We start from the raw sequence: 25410 nt of genomic DNA, 5'->3' as shown, positions 1-25410 counted from the left end.
AGGTGCCGCATTCGTCGCGGCACCACAACGCCGCCCGAATGACCGCGTGCCTGCTGCTCGTCACCAAGCCGGTCACCGAGCTGACCCAGGCGGACCTCGACGCCGCCGCGGCCCACCTGCACGCGTTGCCGGACGAGCCGCGACTGCTGCAGTTGCAGGCCATCGTCCTGAGCGCCGCGCTCGCCTGGTTGCACCGAGGCGGACAACCGGATCCGCGCACCACGATCCTAGGCTTCCGCTATACCGAGACGGGTTTGCGCGGCGGCCTGGAGTCGGTGCTGCGCGCGGTGGCGCGGGCCACGTCGAACCGGCTGCACCGCTACGCGCTGATCGACCTCGCGAACAACATTCGCCCCCGCTCGCTCTGGTAGCGGCACCCGCCTCCGCCGCCCCGGTCCGGCACGGCATGATCAATGGCTGTGCGAGTTCTGCTGCAACGAGTGGCCTCGGCCCAGGTGCGCGTCGACGACGAGATCGTCGGCCGCATCGATCCCGTCGCGTCCGGGCTTCCGCACGGCCTGCTCGCGCTGGTCGGCGCGACCCACGGCGACACCGAGGCGACCGCGAAGGCGCTCGCCGACAAGGTGTGGCGGCTGCGGATCCTGGAGGGCGAACGCTCCGCCGCGGACCTGGCCGCCCCGATCCTCGCGGTCAGTCAGTTCACGCTCTACGCCGACACCACCAAGGGCCGGCGGCCGTCCTGGAACGCGGCGGCGCCCGGGCTCGTCGCGGAGCCGCTCTACGAGGCGTTCGTCCAGGCGCTGCGCGAACTCGGCGCCACCGTGGCGACCGGGCGATTCGGCGCCCATATGCACGTCGAACTGGTCAACGACGGACCGGTCACGCTGCTGCTCGAGGCGTGAGATCACCCGGTCGCGTGCGGGCCGAGAAACCTTGACCACCAACGCTTACGCCCCGGCCGCGCCGCCCGCCGGGGATCCTGGTGCGCCGAGCCCGTAACCATGACAGACTCGTGCGCAGAACTGCGGGTGGCGCGAGGCCGCCGGTTAGCGGAGGATCATGCTGGAAACGAGGGACGCGATGGATCTGGACGCGCTGGAGCGTCGGGTCGCCGCGGATCGGTATGCGGCGCTTGATCGTTCGATCGAGGCGGATCTGCGACTGGCCACCTCGCTCGTCGATCTGGCCAAGGGCTTCATCGCCACTAAGACCAACGGGTCGGTACGGGACCGGACCAGGGACGCGCTCGCGCCCGCCGAGGAGGCGGTCGCCATCCGGTTGCGGCTGCTGTCCACCGGACAGGTGCTCAACGCCCGCCTGGCCGGCGAGCTGAACGAGGCCCTCCGCTCGGTCGAGCTCGCGGCGCGGCACAGCGGTCGCCGAGAACTCGCCACCACCACCATCCGTCGCGCGTGCGACACCTACCGGCACGTCGCGCGCATCCATCCGGAGGTCGCGGGACTCTGCGCCGACGGACTCTCCAAGTGCGGCGTGTGGCTCGGCCGCCTCGATCAGGACGCGGCGGTCGCGGCGACCGAGGAGGCGGCGCGGATTCGCAGTGCGCTCGCCGCGGCGAATCCGGAACTCTCGGGCAAGTACCTGGCGAGCCTGAGCACGCTGCTGCGGACGCTGATGGTCGGGCGTTCGCGCAAGCAGGCGCTGTCGATGTATCGGGAGCGATACTCCGCGTTCACCTCGATGGGCATGTCGATCCGGTTGCGCGCGTGCGGGATTCAGGATCTCGATCTGACGCCGAAGTCGTACAAGGCGCTCGCCGAGCTCGGTTGCCGCACGCTCGAGCAGGCGGGACGGCTGACCCAACAGCAGATCCTGTTCAAGTCCTCGGGCGACCTGTCGACCGTCGAGGAGATCAACTGGAAGCTCGCCCTGGTCGGCCTGCGGCCGCTGCTGCCCGGCGCGGAGCCCGATCCGCCCTCGATGCCCGTGCAGATCGGCACCGGCTTCGGCGCGCTGAGCGTGTACTGCCCCGTGCCGGACGCGATCGCGCAGATCCGCGCGGCGATCATCGGCGCGTACGCCACCGACGATGCTTATCCGCTGGATCGGGTGAGTTACTTCGGTGGGCGCGAGGATCGGTGGAAGATCACCGACGCGGAGGTGAACACCGCCGAGAAGCTCGGCGACGACGTGGTGCTGATCGATCAGCCCTACGGCGGCTGGGTGACGGTGATGAGCCTGAACTGGGAGCTGACGCCGGTCGGCAAGCATCCGCTGGCGATGCGGCTGTCCCAGGACTGGCCGGTGGCCGCGATCACGGTCACCGAGCACGTCGCCTACGAGCTGTGCTGGTACGAGCACGGCGCGGCCACCCAGTACGCCGCGCTCGGCCGGCCGGCGGGGCAGGCGCCGCTGGATAAACCGTTGGCGCCGTTGGACTTCAAGATGCTGGCCGACCTGAATGCCGACCGCGCGAACGAGACGAAGCTGCGCGCGGCGTTCGGCAACACGCAGATGTTCGCGAACCTCACCTACCTCCCGTCGAGCGGGCTGCGGCAGATCAGCGCGACCACCCCGCTCGCCGAGCACGGTGATCGCGCGTTGTTCTTCCGTACGACGCCCTGACCCGTCACACCGCGGCGGTGGGCCGCATCGGCTGAATAGTCGAGTTGCGGGCCCAGATGAACCACACCAGCGGGCCGAGGGGCACGTCGCTCTTGCCTCAGGGTCGCGCCGGGAGATTGAGCATTAAAGTACCCGGTGATCGCGACCCTGCCATTCTCGGCGATCGCGGGAACTGGGGAATGACGGGCGATTCGCACGTCAGGCGGGCGGATTACGCGAAACGTTCAGGCGAACAACTCGAGAACTAATTGAACGGAACGTTTATACCCTGCCATGGAGTGCTCTACTGAGATCACGCCCGAACGGTGTCGTAGGTCACCCTCAGCGACCGCCGCACACCCGCTCGGGCGGCTTCACCAGACAACGATGCTAGTCGAGGCTCTTCTCATGGACCAACTGGCGTTGGCGGAAACTCCAGCCGCCCGATGCGCCTACTACCGCCATACCTGTGACCTTCCCGCCGGTTTCTTACCAGAAATCGGGCGGATCATCGTCCGGGCCGGATTCGTCGGTGCGATCACCATGCCCGCCGCGCTCGGCCAGCAGGTCCACGACGATTTGATATATCACCGAAATCCATTGGGCCCCGTCATCTCTCACGTACGGTCGAAGCGCTGGACCTTTCTGATCCGGCCCGACCTGCCCGACGATGTCCGGCTGTTCGCCGAGCTGTTCCGGCTCAACGTCTCGATCGTGCCGGTCGGCGGCGAGATCGCGCTGCCCTCCCCCGCCGACTCGCAAGCCGGGTACCGGGAGTGGATCGTGGCCCCGGAGAACGGGTTTCGGCCGTCCGGCGCGGCCATCGTGGACACCGTGCGCTCGTGCCGGAACATGGGGCCGCGATGACGACGGGACAGCTTCCCGCCAAACAGCAAGTGCTGCAGGCATGCCGGGGCGAGCACCCGCAGAACAACCCGTTGCTGCGGTGCGCGCACGAACTGACCACACTGCACGAGCGCAGGCTCGGCGCGGGCCGTGAGGCGACCGACGAAATCGACGCGCTGCGAGCGAGTTTGGTGCGTGACATCGATCGCTGGATCACCGTGCAGCTGCCGCCCGCGCACGGCGCGGCGCATGTGCACACCGAGACGGTCGGCGCCGTGATCGACCGGCTCGCCCAATTCACCGCCAACGCCTACGCCGCGCTGGCGAGCGCGTCCGAGTGGGACCTGTGGGACGCGTGGCAGCGCCTCGCCGAACTGGCCGTCGGCTACGACGATCTCGCCGCCGAGGTCTGCGCGGGCGTGCGCCGGTTGCCTGGCGCGTCGTAAATCTCACGCACTCGGCGCCTATCCGCTTAGGCCCTGTGTCGAAGTCCGGCCGGATGCATCCGGTGGCTGGATCGTCGCCTGGCAAGGCGGAGGAGGAGCCGATACCGGGTTTGTATCGGCGACGACGACAACGCGGCCAGGCGGCGATCCAGCCATCGGAGGCGCCGGATGGGACTTCGACACAGGGCCTATGGTGGGCGCATGGGGAATACGACTGATCGAGATGCGAGCAAGCGTGCCCTCCATGCCCGGCGGGCGGCCTCCTTCGGCGCCAAGGCCACCGACTACGCCGAACACCGGCCGGACTATCCCCTGGCGGCCGTCCGGTGGGCCCTCGAGGCCGTTCCGACCGTGCCCGCACCGGTCGTGCTCGACCTCGGCGCAGGCACCGGCAAGCTCACCGAGGGGCTGCTCGCCGCGGGCGCCACGGTGATCGCGGTCGAGCCGGACGACGGCATGCGCATCGAGCTGATGCGGCGGCTGCCCGGGGTGCGCGCGTATGAGGGGACGGCGGAGGAGATTCCGCTCGCCGACGGCTCGGTCGCCGCGATCGTGGCCGGGCAGGCGTTCCACTGGTTCGATCAGGAGCGCGCCTTCCCTGAGTTCGCGCGGGTGCTGCAGAAGGGCGGTACGTTCGCGGCGCTGTGGAACACCGACGACACCCGGGTGGACTGGGTCGCCGAATTGGGGCGCGTCGCTCGCACGGACGCCTCGGTTCCGCCGCTGGAGCTGGTCTCGCGGAAGTTGCCGGAGCATCCGCTGTTCGAGGACTTCGAGGCCGCCGAGTTCCCACACGCCCAGCGGCGCACCGCGGAGTCGCTGACCGCGACCATCGGGACGCATTCGCACACACTGGTCGTCTCGCCGCAGCAGCGGGCCGAGGTGCTGCGGCGCATCACCGAGTATCTGCGCGGCAGGCCGGAGACGGCCGAGGGCGAATTCGACCTTCCCCTGGTGACTTTGGTGCTCCGCACCACACTTCGTCGGCGCTGATCGATTCCGGAGCCCCTTGCGGCCGCCTCGTCGGTACGCGACCGACTACCTGCCGCAAGGGAATTCGCACACCACACGCAATTTTCGGTCACGTGACCAACTCCATGCGAGGGTGGGGCCCACTCGAACTGCGGGCCGCGCCAATCGAATTCGAGTAGTTGTCTACTCGGGTGCCACCCACCCACCCGGACCTACGCTGAAGGCATAGTTCGAAACCGTAGAAATCAGGCACCGAATGTCGGCCTGATTCGACACCGGGCAACGCCGCCCGGCCACAACGTCACGGTCGCGCGCACAGGGCGCAAGGAACGACGACACCGATCCAGCAAAGCCGCTGGGTATCGCCGATCAGGCGAGATCGTCCTGCGGGGCCGCCACCCCGCAGGCGTCGGTGCGTATCGACTCCTCGCCACGCGGCGCAACCGACCGACACCGTCGCGAACAACGTTGCGCCGCTCGATCTTCCGCACAGGAGGGGTCGGCAGGGATCGACGGCGCCCACTGTCGCCGCCCGGTACCCCTCCGCGCGATCGGAGTCGGTCTACAAGTTCAGATGGAGTCGCAGGGCGCGATCGATCTCGGCCAGCAGCGTGGCCGTCAGCCGGCCGAGCACACGGCCGACTCGTTCCACCGATACGGAGCGAACTTGTTCGGCCTGTGCCTTGGACGAAACCCGAAGACCCGGAACGTCTTCCAGGAGCACCTGGAAGGGGAAACCCTTTCGGTATTGCTGGTGATCAGGATGCTTGTGATGGCTCGCCGAGTCGCGCGGCGGTTGGCGCCGTCATTGCTCCCAATGACGGCTGGGCACGGCTGCTTACCTCATGGCCGTGAACCGGATCAAGTTTGCCAGCACCGGATTGCCGCGGCGCATCGTCCAGGCCATCGGCGGCGGCAAGCGCCCAGAGTTGTTCCTCGCCACCCTCCGACCATAGTTCCCAGGCTTGTTCGTACGCGTCCTCGATCGCGCGGTTTCGCAACGGCTCGACTGCCCCATGGACTGCGGCCGATCTCTCCGACAGGCCGTGTCGGCGGACCTCTGCGTCGAGCGTCGCCATGTCTTCGCCCGACCGGCTCGCACTCAGCTCCATACCCATGCTACGAGCTGGAATCGGTCGGATAACCGCGCCGGAAGAGGGTTACTCCGGGCGGAGGGTGAGGATGCGGGGGCCGTTCTCGGTCACGGCCACCGTGTGTTCCCAGTGGGCGGCGCGGGTGCCGTCGACGGTGACGACCGTCCAGTCGTCGTCGAGGACCTGGGTCTGGGTGGTGCCGAGGGTGAGCATGGGCTCGATCGCGAGAACCGATCCCACCACGAGTTTCGGGCCCTTGCCCGGATCGCCCTCGTTGGCCAGGAACGGGTCGAGGTGCATCTCGCGGCCGATGGCGTGGCCGCCGTAGCCGTCGACGATGCCGTAGGCGCGGCCGTGCTCCCGCTCCGCCGCGCGCGTGCCGAGCTCGATGGCGTGCGAGACGTCGGAGAGCCGATTACCGGGCACCATGGCCTCGATGCCGGCCTCCATGGACATCTTGGTCGCCTCGCTGAGCAACCGGTCGGCGTCGATGATGGTGCCGACGCCGAACGTCCACGCCGAATCACCGTGCCACCCATCGAGAATGGCGCCGCAGTCGATGGAGACCAGGTCGCCCTCGGTCAGAATCTCCTCCGCGGACGGAATCCCGTGCACCACACGGTCGTTCACCGATGCGCAGATCGAACCCGGGAACCCGTGGTAGCCCTTGAACGACGGCACCGCGCCCGCGTCCCGGATGAGCTGCTCGGCGACCTCGTCGAGCTCCAGGGTGGACACACCGGGCTTGGCGGCCGCGCGCACCGCGACGAGGGCGCGACCGACGATCGCGCCCGCCGCCGCCATGGCGTCGAGCTCACCCGTGGTGCGAAAGGGCACCACCTTCTTGCTTTTACGGCCGAAGACCATCAGTGGTCCGTCGCGAACGGCATCAGCGGCCCAGGGCCTGGAGCACGCGCGCGTGCACCTCGTCGATCGTGCCGACGGCGTCCACCTGAACGACCAGCCCGTCGTAGTGCTCGAGCAGCGGCGCGGTCTCGTCGCGGTAGACGACCATCCGGTTGTGGATGATCTCCGCGTTGTCGTCGCTGCGGCCGCTGGTGCGCCCGCGCTCGACCAGCCGCTCGATGACGATGCTCTCCGGCACGTCGAAGCTCAGCACCGCGTCGAGCTTCTTGTCCATCTCGGCGAGGATCTTCTCCAGCGCGTCGGCCTGGTCGACCGTGCGCGGGTAGCCGTCCAGCACGAAGCCGTTGGCGGCGTCGGTCTCGTTGACCCTGGCCTCGACCATGCGGTTGGTGACGTCGCTGGGCACCAGATCGCCCGCGTCCATGTACTTCTGCGCTTCGCGGCCGAGCAGGGTCTGCTGGCTGATGTTCGCGCGGAACAGATCCCCGGTGGAGATGTGCGGGACGCCCAGTTTCTCCGAAAGCAGGACGGCCTGGGTGCCCTTGCCGGCACCCGGCGGACCGAGCAGTACAACTCTCACTTGAGGAACCCTTCGTAATTTCGATTCATCAGCTGACTTTCGATCTGCTTCACCGTGTCCAGGCCGACGCTCACCATGATCAGCACCGCGGTGCCGCCGAACGGGAGGTTCTGGCCGTTACCGGAAGCGCCGATATCGAGGAAAAGATTCGGCAGGACAGCAACGAGACCGAGGTAGATCGAGCCGGGGAGGGTGATGCGGCTCAGCACATGATTGAGGTAGTCCGCGGTGGGCTTGCCGGGACGGTACCCCGGGATGAAGCCACCGAACTTCTTCATCTCGTCCGCGCGTTCCTCCGGGTTGAAGGTGATCGCGACGTAGAAGTAGGTGAAGAACACGATCAGACCGAAGTAGATCGCGATGTAGACCGGGTTGCCGGGATTCACCAGGTATTTGGCGATGATCTCCTGCCACCAGCTCGGGTCCGGATTGTTCCGCGAGGAGGTGAGCTGGGAGACCAGGTTGGGCAGGTACAGCAACGAGGACGCGAAGATCACCGGGATGACGCCGGCCTGGTTGACCTTCAACGGCAAGTAGGTCGAGGAGCCGCCGTACATCTTCCGGCCGACCACGCGTTTGGCGTACTGCACCGGAATTCGCCGCTGACCCTGCTCGACGAAGATGACGGCGGTGACGATCACCAGCGCGGCGAAACACACCAGGCCGAACACCAGGCCACCGCGGCTGTCCAGGATCTGCTTGCCCTCGGTCGGAATGCGCGCGGCGATACCGGCGAAGATCAGCAGCGACATGCCGTTGCCGACACCGCGTTCGGTGATCTGCTCGCCGAACCACATGACAAGGGCCGCACCGGCGGTCATCACCAGCACGATGATGATCATGCCGAAGATGCCGTTGTCGGCGATGATGTCCTTGTCACAGCCCTGCAGCAGCTGCTTGCGCGAGGCCAGCGCGACGAGACCGGTCGCCTGCAGGATCGCCAGCGCGATCGACAGGTAACGCGTGTACTGCGTCATCTTGGTCTGGCCGGACTGGCCTTCCTTACGCAGTTCCTCGAACCGCGGGATGACGACCGTCAGCAGCTGGATGATGATGCTCGCCGTGATGTACGGCATGATGCCGATCGCGAACACCGACAGCTGCAGGAGCGCGCCGCCGGAGAACAGGTTGATCAGCTGGTAGATACCGCCGGACTCACCGCCGGAGACCTGCTTGATGCAGTCCTGCACGGCCTGGTAATCGACGCCGGGGGACGGCAGCGCGGCACCTAGGCGGTACAGCGCGATCAACCCCAGCGTGAAGAGAATCTTCCGCCGTAAGTCCGGAGTCCGGAAGGCCGATACGAAGGCGGAAAGCACAGATCCTCCTGGCGAACGACATGGTGGTCAGGGCATGGATGTTTCAAGCAATACCCCAGATCCGGCGATCCGGCATGTGGGGACGCTGAAAACCATGACGAGGCTTGGCAGACAACAACTTGAACTCTAACAGTGGCACCGGACGAGCCTTCACTCGTCCGGTGCCACTACGTGCAGAGTACCGTCAGCCCAGCTCGGTGACGGAGCCACCGGCCGCGGTGATCTTCTCCTTGGCCGCGCCGGTCACCTTGTCGACGGTCACCTGGACCGCGACGCCGATCTCGCCGTCGCCCAGGACCTTCACCAGCTGGTTCTTGCGAACCGCGCCGGCCGCGACGAGCTCGGCCTTGCCGATCTCGCCACCCTCGGGGAACAGCTTGGCGATCACGCCGACGTTCACGACCTGGTATTCCGTACGGAACGGGTTCGTGAAGCCCTTGAGCTTGGGCAGCCGCATGTGCAGCGGCATCTGCCCACCCTCGAAGGCGGCCGGGACGTTCTTGCGCGCCTTGGTGCCCTTGGTACCACGGCCCGCCGTCTTACCCTTGGAACCCTCACCGCGGCCGACCCGGGTCTTCTCGGTCTTGGCACCGGGCGCGGGGCGCAGGTGATGCAACTTGATGGTCATGTCAGACCTCCTCAACTGTCACGAGGTGGCGCACGACATTGATGAGTCCCCGGTTCTGCGGGTTGTCCTCGCGAACCACGGTCTGCCGGATCTTGCGCAGACCGAGCGTGCGCATGCTGTCACGCTGGTTCTTCTTGGCGCCGATCGTGCTCTTGATCTGGGTTACCTTGAGATCCGCCATTACCTGGCACCTCCAGCGGCCTGAGCGCGCGCACGGAGCATGCCCGCGGGGGCCACGTCCTCGAGCGGCAGGCCACGGCGAGCCGAGACCTCTTCCGGACGCTGCAGCTGCTTGAGCGCCGCAACCGTCGCGTGCACGACGTTGATGGCGTTGTCGCTACCGAGCGACTTCGCCAGAATGTCATGGATACCAGCGCATTCCAGCACGGCACGCGCCGCGCCGCCGGCGATCACACCGGTACCCGGGCTGGCCGGGCGCAGCATGACGACACCGGCCGCCGCCTCACCCTGCACCGGGTGGACGATGGTGCTGCCGATCATCGGGACGCGGAAGAAGCTCTTGCGAGCCTCCTCGACACCCTTCTGGATGGCCGCGGGAACTTCCTTGGCCTTGCCGTAGCCGACGCCGACCAGACCGTTGCCGTCACCGACGATCACGAGGGCGGTGAAGCTGAAGCGACGACCACCCTTCACGACCTTGGAGACGCGGTTGATCGCGACTACGCGCTCGAGCTGGTTCTTCTCGGCCTGCTGGTCGCGGCGGTCGCCACCACCGCGGCGATCGCGGCCACCGCCGCGCCCGTCGCGGTTGTCGCCGCCGCCCGCGGCACCATTCTGCTGTCCGGCGGGTCCGTTGCCGCCGTCACGCCGTTGACGTCCCGGCATCAGACGTTCCTTCCGTTGGTCTTGATCATCAGAACTTCAACCCACCTTCGCGAGCAGCGTCGGCGAGGGCCGCGATGCGGCCGTGGTAGTCGTGGCCACCACGGTCGAACACGACGGCCTCGATACCGGCGGCCTTGGCACGCTCGGCCAGCAGCTCGCCGACCTTCTTGCTCTTGGCCGACTTGTCGCCGTCCAGCGCGCGCACGTCGGCCTCGATCGAGGACGCGGCGGCGATGGTCTTGCCGATCGAATCGTCGACCAGCTGGGCGTGCAGGTGCCGCGAGGAGCGGTTGACCACCAGGCGCGGACGCTCGGTGGTGCCGGCGACCTTCTTGCGCAGACGGAAGTGGCGGCGGGTCTTCGACAGACGACGCGTCGTGGACACGTCCTTGCCACGCGGCTTGCGCTTGGCGATCTGGTTTTCGGTTTGCGCCATGATCACTTACCCGTCTTTCCGACCTTGCGGCGAACGACCTCGCCGGCGTAGCGGATGCCCTTGCCCTTGTACGGGTCGGGCTTGCGCAGTCCGTGGATCACAGCGGAGATCTGACCGACCGCCTGCTTGTCGATTCCGGACACGGAGAACTTGGTGGGCGACTCCACCGCGAAGGTGATGCCCTCCGGGGCCTCGATCGGCACCGGGTGGCTGTAGCCCAGAGCGAACTCCAGGTTCGAGCCCTTGGCCTGCACGCGGTAACCGACGCCGAAGATTTCCATCTTCTTCTCGTAGCCCTTGGTCACGCCTTCGACCATGTTGGCGACGAGGGTACGGGTCAGGCCGTGCAGCGAGCGGTTCTGGCGCTCGTCGTTCGGGCGCACGACCTCGAGCTGGCCGTCCTCGCCCTTGTTGATGGTGATCGGCTCGGCGACGGTGTGCGTCAGGGTGCCCTTGGGACCCTTCACCGAGACGTGCTGGCCGTCGATGGTGATCTCGACGCCGGCCGGAATTGCGATGGGCTTCTTGCCGATACGCGACATTGTCCTACCTCCCCTTACCAGACGTAGGCGAGGACTTCCCCGCCTACACCCTGCTTGGCCGCCTGGCGATCGGTGAGCAGACCGGTCGACGTGGAGATGATCGCCACGCCGAGGCCGCCCAGGACCTTGGGCAGGTTGGTGGACTTCGCGTACACACGCAGACCCGGCTTCGAGACGCGGCGCAGGCCCTGCAGGCTGCGCTCACGGCTGGGGCCGTACTTGAGGTCGACGACGAGGGACTTGCCCACGGTCGCGTCCTCGGTCCGGTAATCGGCGATGTAACCCTCGCGCTTGAGGATCTCGGCGATGTTCGCCTTGAGCTTCGAGTGCGGAGCCTTCACCTGATCGTGGTACGCCGAGTTGGCGTTGCGCAGACGAGTCAAGAAGTCCGCGATCGGATCAGTCATGGTCATGGTTAGACCTCGACACCTTTCTCGCTACGGTTCCCATGCAACGCCGACACACCGGTGCCGACCGTGGGCCTACAGCAATTGGGCTGGTCCGGCCGACGCTTGCCGACCGGATGAGTTCTCTGAACGAGTTCTCGGCGCCCGGGCGGGTCACAGGTGTCCGCAGTCACTGCGCACAGACCTGCGGACACAGAGGTGCCCAGGCAACCGGTCTAGTGTAGACAACGCCCAGCTGACAGCCAAATCCGGGTGCGACCGGTGAACGCCCCTCAGCCCAGGCGCAGGATCGCTCGGCGGCGACACCCGGGCGACAGAAGGCCCGCCGATACCGATCCGCGTGGAGATCCGGCGTAGGACCGAGTAGATACCTTTTCAGGCATGACGCTCGAACCGTCGGCTGTCCTGCCGCACGAGATGACCGAGGCGGAGTACCGCAACCTGTCCGAGCACCTCTCGCGTGAGATCGAGGTTGTGCACGGACATGTGATCGTGCGCGACTCACCGGTACCGGAGCACAATCGGGTCGCGCGTCGGCTCGCCGGCGCCCTCGAGCAGTTGCCGAGTATCGAACCGTGTGTGCGCGTCGAAACCGATATCGACGTCGTCCTCTGGCGGGTACCGAAGTTCACGTTCCGCCGACCGGATGTGACGGTTTACCGCTGCTTGCCGGAGCGCGGCGCGAAGCCGGAAGCAGGCGATGCCCTGATCGTCGTCGAAGTCTCCTCACCGTCCACCGCGGCCGAGGATCTGCTCGACAAAAAGGTTCAGTACGCCCGTGCGGGCATCCCTGCTTACCTGGTCGTTTCTCTCGACACCAAGTACGACATCGAAGAGGTCCGCGAGTTCCGCCTCGACGCCCACGCCGCCGAGTACCGGTTACACCGCCTGCACCGCGAAGGATTCATCGAACTCGAACACGTTGTGCTCGGCGAAATCAGCTTCGCCGACCTGACAAGATAGCCGCCCTATGTGCCTATCGCCGAGCCATCGGCATGGCCAGGGCTCGATCGCGAAACTCTCGCTCCTCAGTGGTGCCGAGGATGATTTCTCCGCCTCCGCGCTCGAGGATCACGATGGACGGTGCGAGGACGCCTTCGAGAAGGCCCTTGAGCACCGGATGCCCGCTCGTGAAATAGGTTTCGTGCATTAGCCTTACGAAGCCCTCGAAGGTGTTGATATCCACATCCCACATATCCAAAGCCAGCGGGTTGAGTCCGGTCGTCACACCCAGGACCGACCCGACTTCCCGAGCCATCCGGACATACAGGTCACCAACCCGTAACGATGGGCTCCACACCGTCTCGCCGTTTACATCGAAAACGTAACTCATTTCACCTGCTCTGTGGGCGTTCGGCGGAAAGTATCGACAAAAGCCAGGTAAATGAGTGATTCATTCGCCGATAGGGGTCAGAAATCATCGCCAATCGTCGATGGCTCCATATATTATCATCCGTCTCAAATCTAAAATATTGTTTCGGCGAAGGAGCCACACAGTGATAGAGTCACTCATAGACAGCACCAGATTTCCTGGAACTCATCCAGAAGTCTGGATACTATCCGAACCATGTCATCGCCCCGTGCCACGATGTCCGTAAATTTTAATATAGAAACATCACTCGCACCGTCGGCGTGAAACAGAAATCCTCCTCGACCGAGTCTCCCCATGCGGGCGGTTTCGCCTCAACCACCTTGGTCCACGTACCGAGCCGAGTGACCATCCCGATCTCCGATACATCCTTGGCATCGATCGGACTATCCGAGAGATCATACTCGACGGCGACATCTACCAAACTCGAGCAACCTGCTCCACAGCCAGTGGTGTCGCGACTTCAAAATAGTAGACTAATGCCATTATACGAGCTCACCGATTCATACATAGTGGTTAGATCCCCGCAACGCTACCAATATTCCGAACATTGAATATACTTCACGAAACACTACTTTGCCCAACTGTCAGAGATGATGAACTCAGGATCAGTGCCACTACGAATGCGGACCCCACCCCAGTCACCGACTGCCGTGTACACACCATCCGAATCGGTCAAAGAATCGATGTTTCCCCAATCCTCAATACCGGCTGCGTCCTTGTACCTTTTGAATGAGAGCTTAAGCCATTCAATATCACGACTTTCACCGAATACTAGGGCGCCTTCCGCATAGCAGTACCACTCACCGGTCATAGGCGTACGATACAGAGCATGTTCGGGCATCAAGACAGCTTCGAGCACAAATCTGATCTCGGAAGCACTCTCCACAATATCGAGGACATAGCCGTCTTCTAAATAGATGCCATGCAAGCTTCGATATTCAGTATAGTTTCGAACCATTGTCGGGCTCCCGATCTACCGACGCAATCAATAAAAATACCCCGCATATTTGTATGATTCATCGCACAAGGAACACGTCGGTGATTTGAACCGGATACACCTCAATCGTAAGTTCCCCAGACAAATCGCCTCCTCTTGCGGAGATTCTGACGATCCCCTTCCTATCGACGGCGATGCGGTTCACCTGCTCACGAAAAATATCCATAAGAAGCGTTGAATCCTGCATCCATCGCACACGAACAGATCGAGCAATCACGTCATATGACAGCTCCACTTTGTTACAGTCGTCGGGGACAATATCGACTACGAAAGAGGCGATGGTTCCCGGGATAGCAACGCGTTCCGCGCCGAACGTTTCGAGAAACTCCGACTCCTCCGGCACTATGAACTCATGGTCGGACATTATGCTCCACCCTTCGGGATGACAGTAGTTAAGCGCAGACCCTCTGGCGTTGTTTGCCACGTCGTTTCGAACTTCAAGATACCATTCGGGCCAGCGAAGAGCGATTCTCTCACTTGAAAGTCACCGAATTCAGTGGAGAAAGTTCGAGAAATATTGTCATCGGACCTGATCACCTCGTCGAAGTGACGGCTCAGCAGATCTCTTCCAGCCGGATTGTCAAAGACGCCGACTCGATTGAGTTGCGATTGATTCTGAATCGACCTCGGCGTATTATGCGGATCGTCCGCCGCTTTGCCGAAGAGATAGTCAAATTTTTTGTCGTCGACAATGGCCTTCGGCTGCGCTTTAGGTACGACATCAACATTGCGGCCACGCTTTCCAGGCAGCCGGTCATATAGGTCTTTGACTGCCTGCTTGCCTTTCGCCAAGGCGGTCTTCGCATCGTCGGCGAGCCCTTTGAGCTGGAGGACTTTGCGGGCGCGCCAGGCGGTTACGGCTTCCTTGATGCGGACGGCCCAGCGGCGGGCGGATTCTACGGCTTTGGCGCCGGCGATGAGGCCGCCGACGCCGGTGAGGCAGGTGGCGATCACCGTGACGGTGGCGTCGATGGCGGCTTCTTGGATGATCGAGTCGATGAAGCCCTTGATCTCGTTGCGGAGCTCGACGATGGATTCTTTGTAGTCGAGGCAGGTTTTGCTGATCTGTTTGCAGGTGTCGAGCAGGGCCGCGATGGAGGTCTCGATCGTCTTCAAATCTTCGCGGACCTGCACCGCGTCGCTGGAGGTGACGTCGTCGAAAAGGCTTGCGGCGATGGTGATTTTGTCTTTGGCGTTGGTGTTCTGGTAGATCGTGCCGAGACGGTCCCAGGCATCAGCGGCCTTGGTCAACGTGTCGGTGTTGCCGTCGGGGAGGGGGCAATTGATCGCGTCGAGAACCTCGATGGACGCCTTCGCCAAACCCTGGGGAGTTCCACCGGCCGCCGACGCGGGCAGGGCGTAGGGGCCGAACACCACTGTTGATGCCGCATCCTGCGGGCGATCCGGCTGCGCCGTACCCTTCAGCGTCGCATCGGATTTGGCGTGTTCGAAACCGAGGTCGTTGAGGGCGGTGCCGTAGGCGCGAAGAGTGGTGAAGGTCTGGTCGAAGAAGGCGACCGCGTCGCGGGCGGACTCGTCGTAGGAGGCGGCCCAAGCCCGGCCGTCTTCGTCCCGGCCTGCCATGTGCCCGCAGCTGTTGAGCTCGCCGAAAACGTATTTGAAGCTGTCGTTGAGCGCGGCGGCGGCGTCGAAGCAGTTCGTGGCGGCCTGGTAATAGACCTTGGGGTCGACCTCGAGCTTGCTCATATGCCCAGGATCCGGCGGGCCTCGGTGCCGGCGTTGGTGTAGCTCTCATGGGCGGTCTTCAACGCCGATTCCAGAGCGGCGAGCCCGTCTTGCATATCGGTGACCCCCGCGACCCACTCGGAGTGCGCCTGACTGTAGGCCGTCGCCGCGGCACCGACCCACACGCCCTCGACCTGCTTGGCCTTCGCCTCGAGCTGCGCCAGCCGATCGGCCACCGCCGCCTTGTAGGCGCGCATACGCGCGGCCAACTCCTCGAGCTTGTCCAAATCCACCGAAAACGCCGGCGTATCAGCAGACATCAGGCCCCCTCACGGCAGATCCAAAGAACTGACACCGGCGGCGAAGGACTGATCGGCCGAGCGCAACGTCTCAGCCGTCACCCCCAGCTTCTCCGCCAGTTCCAACAACGCATCCCACACCTGATCCGCGCCCTCATGGAACTCCTCCCACGCGGCGGTGAACGCACCCGCATTGTTACCCGCCCAACTATCGATCGTGGCCTTCGTCTCGGTCACCAGCGAGGAATATCCGGACTTCAACTCTTCCGCGATGTCATAGGCCATGCGCCCTAACGCCTTCACTTCTTCGGGCTCAACCGACAGCGACGACGGATCTCTCATAACCGACTCCTCTCGCTGGCGATTCGGGCGGCGGTCAGCGACCCCGTTCTTACTATGACGCACAAGACGTCGCCCCGGTTCCCTCGACCTCTGCGCGGACTGCTGACCAGCCGCCGATAGACATCGACACGCCCCACCGCGGCAGAAGCGGCGGCCATCGGCGTGGCTACCCGAAGGCTCGGCCGGTCAAGAAGGTCGGCCCCCGGTACAGGCAGCGGCGGGAAGACAGCGACGGCAATCTCTACGAGTGGGACTATCAACACGGCGCGATGGAGAAGTACAGCAAGAACGGCAAGCACCTCGGCGAGTACGACGCTAACTCGGGTGAGCAGAACAAACCGCCGGAGGCCGGTCGTAAGCCGGGTCGGTGAGCCGATATCACGAAGACCGGAGCGATCGAAAACCCTTTGGAGACAACGTGAACTATTTGGAAGCCTACGACAAGAAGACCGGGACACTGGTGATCGAATATCCGCTTCCCGACCTGGATCTCCGGACACTGAAGAAGTTTCTCGGCATCGAGGACGGCATCGAGATCTACGGTCACGACGTCACCTCGGAGCAGGCAGCCGAACTGGGAAAACATATCAGCGATCCGTTTGTGGTGGATGAAGACTGCGACTACCAGGTCGGTTTCTATCGTCAGTAGAGCGGTGCTCTTGGACAAACATCGAGGAGCCGTCGTGGATTACCTTGTGCGCGTTGATCATTCCATCAGTACGCCACACCGCTGCCAGTGCGATGGCATGTCCGCCAACCACCGGGTGCACCCGAACCCTGAACTGCCGCCACGCGACTCTGATCTGCGTGGTTGGTTCACACTGCGCGTGGGAGCGGGCCTTGCCTGAGTTGTCGCGCTAAATCGAAACCGAAGCCGATGGCCGCTATCCAGACAACTGCGGAAGCTGACCCTATTGCCAACAGCGCAATGGCTGATACACCGAGGACAATAAAGTCGAGCCAGAGTACGACTTCCGCCCCGCGGAACATTCCCACGCCAGCACGACCACGATACAAGAGTATTCCAACGCATACGAACACTACGGCGGAAACCGTTGCGATGAGCAATGTGATGTTCTCGGTGTTGGTGAACCCAGTTGCCGACGGATCGGAGTAACGAAACAACAAGACGATTCCGGCAGACACCGCGAACATAAATATCGAGGCCGAGGTCGCGACGACAACGCGAATCCGCGCGATTCGACGAGCTAAAACTGCTGACTTATACGCATCCGGGTTCGAGGTCATTACGCCGTCTTCACCGACCAGTCCGCATCGCCATCCATCACAGTAGCGTCGCTGAAGCCAGCCGCACCTGTTGTCGGCCAGTGCCCGGATGGGAAGCCCTGAGGGTTGTCCAGTTCTACTTGCAACGCTTGAGCCTGCGTCAGTTCAGAGTTGAGGATCGAAACAAAACCGGTAATGGCGGCGGTGACTAATGCCGCAAACTTCGCGGCGGTGATCAGGCCGGCGATACCGGCTGGAATCGCACCGATTCCTGTCCCTGCACCGAGTACCTCCACGGTCGCCTCGATGACGATAGAGATTCCGATACCCAACAGGGACGCATAGAAGGCGATTCCGGCGGTGCCAACGGTGATCATCGCACTCCGCGCCGAATTTGCAACCGAACCGACTCGTGCCATGGCCGTCCGCTGGGGGGCGATTGCGGTACCGTACGCCGAGGCCGCAGAACCCTGCCAGTAGCTGTCGACTTTGACGGCTGTATCTTCCAGTTCCGCCGCCATCTTGTTCGCTTTTGCAGCAAAATCTGCCCAGTCGAACGAAGTGCTGATGAAGAATCCCGGCGCTGCCAGACCTTTGAGCGACTCCGTAAACTTGTCCCACAGGTCACTGATGGCGTCGGCGAACTTGTTACCCAGCTCGATAATCTCGTCACCGTTTCGCAATACATACCTTACAATAGCGGAATTCGCCGCATTATTGAAGGTGTTACGAATCTCGCTCGGCAAACCGGCCAGCTCTTCTACTTTATCGATAAGGTCTTTAGAGATTTGCTGCATTTGAGCCGTAGACAGATCCATCTAACTCCCCCTCAGATCTAGTAAAGGTTACGCAATTCGTGCTCACGAGCGAGGTCTTCTTGCTCATAGACACCGGCTACCGTGTTCAATGTTCGAGCTATCTCTTTGAAAGCCAACTCACCTTCCTTCAGACGGGCGGCTAGCAAATCGATGACTTTGTCGTACTCGTCGATGAAGCCGTCGAAAAGACCGGCCTCCCGCTCGGTGTATTTGTACGTCACCACCTCGGTAGCAAGATCGGCAGTCGTGGTCGCTCGCTCAGCCCAACCGGTCGCTTGCGTCCGTAGCGCGGCAAGCGCTACAGATATTTGTGCCGCTGTCGGCGCCATTATTGCCACCTCATCAAATCGCCATTCTGCAGCAAGCCGATCAGTTGTTCAGCTGCGGTCAACAATCTCCCGACCTTTGGCTTCGTCTCATTGTCGGCAAAGTATTGTTGCCGCTGCGCGATCAATTGGCTATTTATTTCCGTGACGACTCGACTGACCGCATGGCGCTGCGCCCAGTCTTGATCGATTTCGCACGACGAAATTCCGTATGCGGAGAATCCGAACCGGATTCGTACATCATGCTCCGATTTGTGTACGGCCTCGCCCCGGCCGGTTGCAGCAGTCGAGTCGGCAGACATAGCTAATATATCTTCTATAATCTCGCCCAGTGGTCGGTCGATCGGCGGTACAGTCGCGGCCAGTTCGTTGGGCTGCGGTGGAGGCTGCTCGCCCAGTTCTCGTGCACGCCGTACCTCTTCGGTCGCGTTCCGCCAGCCATCTGCGAACGCGACGCCAACTGCCTCGATCAGCGCTGCGTCGAGTCGTCGCCCGCCAAGCCGTGCCTGCCAGTCACGCGCGATGGTGAACTGTATCGGGAAGTTGTGGCGGTCGATTGTTGTCTGCACGGTGCCGCTGGGATCTTGTCCTGCTCGTTCCATCGTACGACTGACCCGATCGATCCACTCGTACTCGGCAGCCTGAGCGCCTAATTCCGTCTGCAGCCGGTCCAAGTCGTCGACCAGATTGCGAAAGTCCAAGCCGGCTATTCCAGTCGGATAAGTCGGCGGACCAGGAGAAATTGGCCGGGCATCTGGAGGAGAGTCCACACGCGGAACAGTAGGGCTCGATGGTGGAGCGACCGGCTGCTCCCAGGAGGGAGGCTGGCCGACAGGGCCTTGCGGAGCCGGCACTGCAGGAGGCGGTTTGGGCGTCGGGCGGAGCGGTTCCTCGTCCCAATACTCATCAGGCTCGTCATAATGGTTGTAAAAGCCGCCGGCCATCACGACACCTCGCGGCGCTCGTCGGCCGAACATGCAGACAACAACGTGGTCTTCTCTAGAATCTTCCTCAACCCCACTCACGTTGGCCACTACCAATGGCGGACGCAGTTACCCTGTCTCGCGTTGTCCGGGTTGTCAAACGTTCTGGCAGTCCTGGCATTCGAATACGGTTGCCGGGAGTTCGCGCCAGCGACTGAAGCCGGCGGTCCGCCTCGCCCTCAGACGGCCCCTCCGCCCAGAACTCGAAGCTGAACTGAGGTAACGGGATTGAACGCACAAAGGGCACGGTCTCCGGCTGGAGACCGTGCCCTTTGTTCAGTTACGACCTAGGCGAGTGCACTCACGAGGAGTGCGAAATCACCAGGAGCTCTTGTGCACGCCCGGCAGCTCACCGCGGTGCGCCATTTCGCGCAGGCACACACGGCAGAGGCCGAACTTGCGGTAGACCGCGTGCGGGCGACCGCAGCGCTGGCAACGGGTGTAGGCGCGGACGGCGAACTTCGGCTTGGCCTCAGCCTTGATCCGCAGTGCTTTCTTGGCCATCGTCAGTTCTCCTTGAACGGGAAGCCGAGGTGCTTGAGCAGGGCGCGGCCCTCTTCGTTGTTCGTCGCGGTGGTCACGACGGTGATGTCCATACCGCGCGGACGGTCGATGGAGTCCACGTCGATCTCGTGGAACATCGACTGCTCGCTGAGGCCGAACGTGTAGTTGCCGTTGCCGTCGAACTGCTTCGGCGACAGGCCGCGGAAGTCGCGGATACGGGGCAGCGCGATGGAGACCAGGCGATCCAGGAACTCCCACATGCGGTCGCCACGCAGGGTGACCTTCGCGCCGATGGGCATGCCCTCACGCAGCTTGAACTGCGCGATCGACTTGGTCGCCTTGCGGATCTCCGGCTTCTGACCGGTGATCAGCTCGAGGTCGCGGACCGCACCGTTGATCAGCTTCGCGTCGCGGGCGGCGTCGCCGACACCCATGTTCACGACGACCTTGACCACGCCGGGGATCTGCATCACGTTGGCGTAGTTGAACTCGCTGTTCAGCGCGTCCTTGATCTCGGCCCGGTAGCGCGCCTTGAGACGCGGCTGGGTCTGCTCGGAGGTAGTCATGTCAGATGTCCTTCCCGTTGTTACGGGAGATCCGGACCCGCTTGCCGCTCTCCTCGTCGGTCCGGTAGCCGACGCGGGTCGGCTTGCCATCGGAGTCGACGACCATCACGTTGGAGACGTGGATGGGGGCTTCCTGGGTCACGATGCCACCCGAAGAGGCGCCACGCTGGTTGGTGGAGTTCGCGACGTGCTTCTTGATCCGGTTCACGCCCTCGACCAGGATGCGGTTGCGGTCCGGGTAGGCCTGGATGACCTTGCCCTTAGCGCCCTTGTCCTTACCCGAGATGACGAGCACGGTGTCGCCCTTGTGCACCTTCATGTCAGAGCACCTCCGGGGCCAGCGAAACGATCTTCATGAACCTCTTCTCGCGCAGTTCCCGGCCGACCGGGCCGAAGATGCGAGTGCCACGCGGGTCGTTGTCCGCCTTGATGAGCACGGCGGCGTTCTCATCGAACTTGATGTAGGAACCGTCCGGGCGACGGCGCTCCTTGGTGGTGCGCACGATGACGGCCTTGACGACCTCACCCTTCTTGACGTTGCCGCCGGGGACGGCGTCCTTCACGGTAGCGACGATGATGTCGCCGATACCGGCATAGCGACGCGACGAACCACCGAGAACGCGGATGCAAAGGATTTCCTTCGCGCCCGTGTTGTCGGCGACGCGCAGTCGCGACTCCTGCTGAATCACTTCAGCTCCTCCTGGACCTGGATGTATACGCACGCCGGATTGCCGACCCGACGGGCATGGTCAGTTGCCCTCCGGACGCGCGCCTGCCAGCGGTCTTCTGGATCCGAATGTGCAACTCGAGAACCAACCACTGGGGGTTCACTGCCGGATTGCGGGCATAGCTCCCGCAGGCAACCGCTCTAGTGTAGGTGAACCCGCAGGTCGTTCCCAAATCGGGGTCTAGGTCACGACGGGCGCGTCGTCGGCGCCGGTACGGTCGGACCGAGCAAGATCAAATGGAGAAGCACCGTTCGGCTCGACCGTACCGAAAAGGGGATGCTCGTGAGCTCGTCCGCCCGTCTCGATCGCCGCGCCTTCCTGCTCGCCCTCGCGGCCGTGCCCGCCGCGGCGACGGTGGCCTCGTGCTCCCCGAGTTCGCAGAATTCGGCGGTCAAGCTCACCGGCGTCGACCTGGCGGGGGCCGACCCGGCGATCCGACCGCAGAACGATCTCTATCGGCACGTCAACGGCGCCTGGCTCACGGAGTACCGGCTGCCGCCGGACAAATCGTCGTTCGGCTCCTTCGACGAGGCCGCCGACCGCACCGATCGGCAGCTGCGCGGCATCGTCGAGGGCATCCGCGATCCGCGACCCGGCTCAACCGAACAGCAGATCCGCGACCTCTACGACGCCAGGCTCGACCGCGACGAGATCGAGCGGCTCGGCCTGACGCCGATCGCCGACCTGATCGCCGCGATCGACGGCGCGCAGACCAAGGCGGAGCTGGCGCGGGTCATGGGCGCCCTGCCCGTCGCGGGCCTGATCGGACTTCAGGTGGTGGTCGACCAGAAGAACTCCGGCAGCTATATCGCCCAGATCAGCCAGTCCGGGATCGACGCCAACCTGGACGAGCAGTACTACCGCAAGCACGAGTACGCCGAGCAGCTCGCCGCCTATCAGGCCTATCTGAAGGACATCGCCGCGGGCGCGGGCCTGGCCGACCCGCCGGGCACGGCGCAGCGGGTGCTCGCGCTGGAAACCAAGATGGCCGCCGGCTACTGGGACAGCGTGCGCGACCGTGACCCGGACACCACCTACAACTTGCTCGGTTGGTCCGAATTGGTAAAGCTCGCACCGGAATTCGAGTGGGACGCCTGGCTGACGGGCTGCACCGATCGGCCGAGGCAGCTGTTCGAGAAGGTGGTGGTCCGGCAGCCGTCGTTCGTCACGACGGCGGGGCAGGTATGGGCCGAGGTCGATATCGCTCAGTGGCGAGAGTATTTGCGCGTCGCGGTCGTCAAGGAGTTCGCCCCGTATCTGCCGAAGGCCGTGGCGGATCCGGCGTTCGAGTTCGTGGAGAAGACGTTGCAGGGTCGGGCTCAGCGTCAGGAGCCGTGGAAGGACGGACTCGACACCGTCAACACGTATCTCGGCGAGCCGTTCGGCAAACTCTATGTGGCGCAGAACTTTCCGGAACAGGCCAAGGACCGCGCCAAGGCGCTCGTCGCCGATCTGATGGCCGCGTACCGGCGGGATTTCACCGGCTCGTCGTGGATGTCGCCGCAGACCAAGACGGCCGCGCTCGCGAAACTCGACAAGATCGTCGCCAAGATCGGCTACCCGGACACCTGGGTCGACTACTCCGGCGTCAAGATCAGCAGGGGCAAGCTGGTCGAATCCCTGCGTGCCGCAAGGTCTTTCCATACCGGCCGGGCCTTCGGCAAACTCGGCACACCGGTCGACCGGGAAGAGTGGGGTTTCCCGCCGCAGACGGTGAACGCCATGTACGACCCGAACGCGAACCAGATCACCTTCCCCGCGGCGATCCTGCAACCGCCCTTCTTCGACGCCGACGCCGCGGCCGCGGTGAACTTCGGCGGCATCGGGGCGGTCATCGGCCACGAGATCGGGCATGGCTTCGACGATCAGGGCGCCAAGTACGACGGCGACGGCAACCGGCGCGACTGGTGGACCGCCGAGGACACGGCCGCGTTCGAGGCCAAGACCAAGCAGCTCATCGCGCAGTACGACGCGCTGGTGCCCGAGGGGCTGGATCCGGGCAAGCACGTCAACGGCGCGCTGACCGTCGGCGAGAACCTGGCCGACCTGCGCGGATTGCAGATCGCGCTGGCCGCCTATCGCGCGGCCGCCGAACGTGACGGCGTCAAGCCGGATCTCGAGGCGATGTTCTTCTCCTGGGCCAGGATCTGGCGGCAGCAGCTCACCACGCAGCGCAAGGAGCTGCTGCTCGCCAGGGACGTGCACTCGCCCAACGAGTTTCGCGCCAACCAGGTGGTGCGCAATATCGCCGAGTTCTATACGACCTTCGGAGTGGTCGCCGGGGACAAGCTTTTCCTGGCCGAGGACCAGCGCGTCACGCTGTGAGATGGGCAGCCGGGCACCGCCGGCCGTATAGCAGCGGACCGAGCCGCCGTAACAAGTGAGGACGTGCATCGACATGAGCGGGCCTGGCGCGCCGTAGTTCGGCGGTATGCGCTGGCTGATAATACATCAATGCGTCTACCAACGGTATTGAATATGGCAGTTCTCTGACAGCATTTCGAACATGCTGCCAATCCGACCACACGCCTTGGCGTGACGTTTACTTCAGCCTATATATTCAAAGCGATCATGCATGAGCAACAGATCGCAAATAGAACAATCGAGGTAGATAAATGAAGTACAAGTTTGGTGCCCTCATTCTGCCACTCGCCGCTGTCGGCGGAATCATCTTCGGCTCAACAGCCCAGGCTTCACCGATTCCGCCGTCCCCCGGAACCATCTGGCCGAACGACTGCATCCGGATGGGTGGAGAGCCCGATTTCAATGCACCCCAGTCCGAGCCCGATCAGGCTTGGATCGGCGTATGCCGTGGCGGCAAGTTCGACGGCTGGCTGATCCGGCGGGTGTAGCACATCTTGCTTGCCGGACGTCAGCCGGACGTCCGGCAAGCCACGAAGCACGAAACCCGTTGCTACACAGACAATCACGTTGATGTACGAAAGTACACGACACCGTCATGTTGCTCCGGCACTGGGCACTCCACTGCCAAGTAGCAGCATGTGGCAGTCGAGTTCCTAGCGCATCGTCGGCACTGAGATTATCATCCAGTTCATGACCGACAATAATCAGCTGCGAGTGAAGGGTGATGTCACATTCACGCTCGCACAGATGCTGGAACGTGCGGCAGACATTTCCAACAGCAAAGGCTATCACTATCTAGGGGTGGAGCACGTAGCATTGGCTATGCTAGAGAATCGCCGATGGTACGGGACGGAGGCTTGGGACCGGCCACTGACCATCGATGAGTGGCAAAAAGAAATTGTCGATGGCTTACCCCCACTCCCTGCGATCGATGCTCGATCCAATAAATCGGTTACAGTCGAGTATGTGCCGTCGGAGCCACCAAGTGCAGCGATCACTCCGTGTCCCTTCGTACAAGAATTTGAGTTTCAGATCTTTACAACGGAAGCCGAGGTCGCAGACCTTGCCGCGGTGGTCGACGGCTTTGTTCGAACGCGAGCCGAATCTGTCAACGGCCTTTCTTGGCAGACCCGGCACTGCGCCAGCGCAACACCGAAACCCTGGCTCGAACGACGCTGGCGCGCAGCGCACACGGACATTGATCCCGGCGAGCGCCGCAATCTCAGTATCTACGTTGGCCTCCACCTCGTCGACTCGGTGAAACGTGACGAACTCTTCAACGACCTGTGCGCAATGCTTCCGGTCTCCGATGCTACGTGGACCGCGGGCATGACCACACCAGAGTCGGATGAGCAGGCGCGGGCCTTCGACCTACGGGCGAAGTATCCTGAACTAGCACACCTCGAACGTCAGTAGGAATCGGGCGGAACCGTGTTCGCATCGGGGCCAGCGGTCCGAACCCCCGATATCGCCTGACGGGCGCTACCGCGCCGACCACCGTGTTCTCAGCAGACTGCACAGCATACAGCGCTAGGAGCATCGTCTGACCAAGCGAATGACGTCTGATCGAGGATATGGTGATGACAGCAGCTAGCGCCTGCTCACGCACCGGCAGTGTTGGCCACAACGGACTCAATGCTGACGAAAGGTGATCGACAAAACCCCCTTACCTCGGAAGCGCTCAAGTGCGAC

At 63.4% G+C, this 25410-nt stretch carries 35 protein-coding genes and 1 pseudogene; 12 read left to right on the top strand and 24 right to left on the bottom strand.

Annotated elements, in window-relative coordinates; all coding sequences use genetic code 11:
* From ON39_RS04955 to ON39_RS04930, 6 genes are all read left to right on the top strand, one after another.
* On the top strand, window positions 1-371 hold a 371-nt coding region (locus ON39_RS04955), incomplete at its 5' end, for a tetratricopeptide repeat protein (protein ID WP_303621513.1).
* A 48-nt stretch (window positions 372-419) separates the two neighbouring features.
* A complete protein-coding gene (dtd, locus tag ON39_RS04950; RefSeq protein ID WP_040731490.1) occupies window positions 420-863 on the top strand; it encodes a D-aminoacyl-tRNA deacylase in 444 nt (147 codons plus the stop codon).
* A 157-nt stretch (window positions 864-1020) separates the two neighbouring features.
* Window positions 1021-2544 (top strand): hypothetical protein, encoded by a 1524-nt coding sequence (locus ON39_RS04945; protein ID WP_246002843.1) that lies wholly within the window; start codon window positions 1021-1023, stop codon window positions 2542-2544.
* 387 nt (window positions 2545-2931) lie between these two features.
* Window positions 2932-3390 (top strand): hypothetical protein, encoded by a 459-nt coding sequence (locus tag ON39_RS04940; protein ID WP_040731474.1) that lies wholly within the window; start codon window positions 2932-2934, stop codon window positions 3388-3390.
* Window positions 3387-3815 carry a DUF4254 domain-containing protein gene (locus ON39_RS04935; protein WP_040731488.1) on the top strand — a complete coding sequence of 143 codons (429 nt, stop codon included), beginning with the start codon at window positions 3387-3389 and terminating at the stop codon, window positions 3813-3815. Before ON39_RS04940 ends, ON39_RS04935 begins: the two co-directional genes overlap by 4 nt.
* Before the next feature lie 201 nt (window positions 3816-4016).
* Window positions 4017-4808: a class I SAM-dependent methyltransferase gene (locus tag ON39_RS04930; protein WP_040731472.1), complete on the top strand. Its 792-nt coding sequence runs from the start codon at window positions 4017-4019 to the stop codon at window positions 4806-4808.
* A gap of 541 nt (window positions 4809-5349) precedes the next feature.
* On the opposite strand, the pseudogene ON39_RS51370 reads toward ON39_RS04930, so the two are convergent.
* The 10 genes and pseudogenes from ON39_RS51370 to rpsH all read right to left on the bottom strand — a co-directional run bounded on the left by ON39_RS51370 (window position 5350) and on the right by rpsH (window position 11512).
* Window positions 5350-5689 (bottom strand): annotated as a pseudogene (locus tag ON39_RS51370) (type II toxin-antitoxin system PemK/MazF family toxin).
* A 258-nt stretch (window positions 5690-5947) separates the two neighbouring features.
* On the bottom strand, window positions 5948-6748 hold the full coding sequence (map, locus tag ON39_RS04920) for a type I methionyl aminopeptidase (protein WP_040731470.1): 801 nt from the start codon (window positions 6746-6748) through the stop codon (window positions 5948-5950).
* Between the two features lie 22 nt (window positions 6749-6770).
* Window positions 6771-7328, bottom strand: a complete 558-nt coding sequence (locus ON39_RS04915) for an adenylate kinase (protein ID WP_040731468.1) — start codon at window positions 7326-7328, stop codon at window positions 6771-6773.
* Window positions 7325-8647, bottom strand: coding sequence for a preprotein translocase subunit SecY (gene secY / locus ON39_RS04910; protein WP_040731466.1), 1323 nt, complete (start codon window positions 8645-8647; stop codon window positions 7325-7327). The genes ON39_RS04915 and secY overlap by 4 nt, the downstream gene beginning before the upstream one ends.
* Window positions 8648-8831: 184 nt before the next feature.
* Window positions 8832-9275: a 50S ribosomal protein L15 gene (rplO, locus tag ON39_RS04905; RefSeq protein WP_040731463.1), complete on the bottom strand. Its 444-nt coding sequence runs from the start codon at window positions 9273-9275 to the stop codon at window positions 8832-8834.
* A gap of 1 nt (window position 9276) precedes the next feature.
* A complete protein-coding gene (gene rpmD / locus ON39_RS04900; RefSeq protein WP_040731460.1) occupies window positions 9277-9456 on the bottom strand; it encodes a 50S ribosomal protein L30 in 180 nt (59 codons plus the stop codon).
* Entirely contained in the window at window positions 9456-10121 is a 666-nt protein-coding gene (rpsE, locus tag ON39_RS04895) for a 30S ribosomal protein S5 (RefSeq protein ID WP_040731457.1), read from the bottom strand. The genes rpmD and rpsE overlap by 1 nt, the downstream gene beginning before the upstream one ends.
* Window positions 10122-10149: 28 nt before the next feature.
* Complete coding sequence (gene rplR / locus ON39_RS04890) at window positions 10150-10557, bottom strand: 50S ribosomal protein L18 (protein WP_040731454.1); 408 nt, start codon at window positions 10555-10557, stop codon at window positions 10150-10152.
* Window positions 10558-10559: 2 nt separating this feature from the next.
* Window positions 10560-11099 (bottom strand): 50S ribosomal protein L6, encoded by a 540-nt coding sequence (rplF, locus tag ON39_RS04885; RefSeq protein WP_040731451.1) that lies wholly within the window; start codon window positions 11097-11099, stop codon window positions 10560-10562.
* Between the two features lie 14 nt (window positions 11100-11113).
* Complete coding sequence (gene rpsH / locus ON39_RS04880) at window positions 11114-11512, bottom strand: 30S ribosomal protein S8 (RefSeq protein ID WP_014981717.1); 399 nt, start codon at window positions 11510-11512, stop codon at window positions 11114-11116.
* Between the two features lie 375 nt (window positions 11513-11887).
* On the opposite strand from rpsH, the gene ON39_RS04875 reads away from it, so the two are divergent.
* A complete protein-coding gene (locus ON39_RS04875; protein WP_040731447.1) occupies window positions 11888-12469 on the top strand; it encodes a Uma2 family endonuclease in 582 nt (193 codons plus the stop codon).
* 13 nt (window positions 12470-12482) lie between these two features.
* Here the strand turns inward: ON39_RS04875 and ON39_RS04870 are convergent, their stop codons facing one another.
* The 6 genes from ON39_RS04870 to ON39_RS04845 all read right to left on the bottom strand — a co-directional run bounded on the left by ON39_RS04870 (window position 12483) and on the right by ON39_RS04845 (window position 16202).
* Complete coding sequence (locus tag ON39_RS04870; RefSeq protein WP_040731445.1) at window positions 12483-12839, bottom strand: DUF6086 family protein; 357 nt, start codon at window positions 12837-12839, stop codon at window positions 12483-12485.
* 607 nt (window positions 12840-13446) lie between these two features.
* Window positions 13447-13836 (bottom strand): hypothetical protein, encoded by a 390-nt coding sequence (locus ON39_RS46960; protein ID WP_083894249.1) that lies wholly within the window; start codon window positions 13834-13836, stop codon window positions 13447-13449.
* Window positions 13837-13894: 58 nt separating this feature from the next.
* Entirely contained in the window at window positions 13895-14239 is a 345-nt protein-coding gene (locus ON39_RS04860; RefSeq protein ID WP_040731443.1) for a hypothetical protein, read from the bottom strand.
* Window positions 14239-15582: a WXG100-like domain-containing protein gene (locus ON39_RS49975; protein ID WP_040731442.1), complete on the bottom strand. Its 1344-nt coding sequence runs from the start codon at window positions 15580-15582 to the stop codon at window positions 14239-14241. The genes ON39_RS04860 and ON39_RS49975 overlap by 1 nt, the downstream gene beginning before the upstream one ends.
* Window positions 15579-15881, bottom strand: coding sequence for a WXG100 family type VII secretion target (locus ON39_RS04850; protein WP_040731440.1), 303 nt, complete (start codon window positions 15879-15881; stop codon window positions 15579-15581). Before ON39_RS04850 ends, ON39_RS49975 begins: the two co-directional genes overlap by 4 nt.
* A gap of 9 nt (window positions 15882-15890) precedes the next feature.
* Window positions 15891-16202 (bottom strand): WXG100 family type VII secretion target, encoded by a 312-nt coding sequence (locus ON39_RS04845; protein ID WP_040731438.1) that lies wholly within the window; start codon window positions 16200-16202, stop codon window positions 15891-15893.
* 116 nt (window positions 16203-16318) lie between these two features.
* Here ON39_RS04845 and ON39_RS46715 point away from each other — a divergent pair, with 116 nt between their 5' ends.
* Both ON39_RS46715 and ON39_RS04835 read left to right on the top strand, forming a co-directional pair.
* Window positions 16319-16573 (top strand): colicin E3/pyocin S6 family cytotoxin, encoded by a 255-nt coding sequence (locus ON39_RS46715; RefSeq protein WP_083894248.1) that lies wholly within the window; start codon window positions 16319-16321, stop codon window positions 16571-16573.
* Window positions 16574-16620: 47 nt separating this feature from the next.
* A complete protein-coding gene (locus ON39_RS04835; RefSeq protein WP_040731436.1) occupies window positions 16621-16851 on the top strand; it encodes a DUF7683 domain-containing protein in 231 nt (76 codons plus the stop codon).
* A 167-nt stretch (window positions 16852-17018) separates the two neighbouring features.
* On the opposite strand, the gene ON39_RS48450 is transcribed toward ON39_RS04835, so the two are convergent.
* The 8 genes from ON39_RS48450 to rplN form a co-directional block, all read right to left on the bottom strand.
* Entirely contained in the window at window positions 17019-17450 is a 432-nt protein-coding gene (locus tag ON39_RS48450; RefSeq protein ID WP_146251076.1) for a hypothetical protein, read from the bottom strand.
* Window positions 17450-18247 (bottom strand): hypothetical protein, encoded by a 798-nt coding sequence (locus ON39_RS04830; protein ID WP_110293493.1) that lies wholly within the window; start codon window positions 18245-18247, stop codon window positions 17450-17452. Before ON39_RS04830 ends, ON39_RS48450 begins: the two co-directional genes overlap by 1 nt.
* Before the next feature lie 17 nt (window positions 18248-18264).
* Complete coding sequence (locus ON39_RS04825; RefSeq protein ID WP_146251077.1) at window positions 18265-18576, bottom strand: hypothetical protein; 312 nt, start codon at window positions 18574-18576, stop codon at window positions 18265-18267.
* Window positions 18576-19274, bottom strand: coding sequence for a hypothetical protein (locus ON39_RS04820; RefSeq protein ID WP_040731432.1), 699 nt, complete (start codon window positions 19272-19274; stop codon window positions 18576-18578). The genes ON39_RS04825 and ON39_RS04820 overlap by 1 nt, the downstream gene beginning before the upstream one ends.
* Window positions 19275-19874: 600 nt before the next feature.
* Window positions 19875-20060, bottom strand: coding sequence for a type Z 30S ribosomal protein S14 (locus tag ON39_RS04815; protein ID WP_040731429.1), 186 nt, complete (start codon window positions 20058-20060; stop codon window positions 19875-19877).
* 2 nt (window positions 20061-20062) lie between these two features.
* Complete coding sequence (rplE, locus tag ON39_RS04810; RefSeq protein ID WP_040731426.1) at window positions 20063-20626, bottom strand: 50S ribosomal protein L5; 564 nt, start codon at window positions 20624-20626, stop codon at window positions 20063-20065.
* A gap of 1 nt (window position 20627) precedes the next feature.
* Window positions 20628-20945 (bottom strand): 50S ribosomal protein L24, encoded by a 318-nt coding sequence (gene rplX / locus ON39_RS04805; protein ID WP_040731422.1) that lies wholly within the window; start codon window positions 20943-20945, stop codon window positions 20628-20630.
* A gap of 1 nt (window position 20946) precedes the next feature.
* Entirely contained in the window at window positions 20947-21315 is a 369-nt protein-coding gene (gene rplN, locus ON39_RS04800; RefSeq protein WP_040731419.1) for a 50S ribosomal protein L14, read from the bottom strand.
* Between the two features lie 315 nt (window positions 21316-21630).
* Here rplN and ON39_RS04795 point away from each other — a divergent pair, with 315 nt between their 5' ends.
* The 3 genes from ON39_RS04795 (at window position 21631) to ON39_RS48445 (ending at window position 25134) form a co-directional block, all read left to right on the top strand.
* The gene (locus ON39_RS04795) at window positions 21631-23679 is read left to right on the top strand and encodes a M13 family metallopeptidase (protein WP_083894247.1); all 2049 of its coding nucleotides are present in this window, start codon (window positions 21631-21633) and stop codon (window positions 23677-23679) included.
* Window positions 23680-23969: 290 nt separating this feature from the next.
* Window positions 23970-24206, top strand: a complete 237-nt coding sequence (locus tag ON39_RS04790) for a hypothetical protein (protein WP_040731418.1) — start codon at window positions 23970-23972, stop codon at window positions 24204-24206.
* A 202-nt stretch (window positions 24207-24408) separates the two neighbouring features.
* Window positions 24409-25134, top strand: a complete 726-nt coding sequence (locus tag ON39_RS48445; RefSeq protein ID WP_146251078.1) for a hypothetical protein — start codon at window positions 24409-24411, stop codon at window positions 25132-25134.
* Window positions 25135-25410 lie beyond the last annotated feature (276 nt).

Source organism: Nocardia tenerifensis NBRC 101015, assembly GCF_000308715.1.
GTDB classification, from domain to species: domain Bacteria; phylum Actinomycetota; class Actinomycetes; order Mycobacteriales; family Mycobacteriaceae; genus Nocardia; species Nocardia tenerifensis.
Note: the sequence above shows the minus strand (reverse complement) of the source record. Positions and strands in the feature narration are given on the sequence as shown.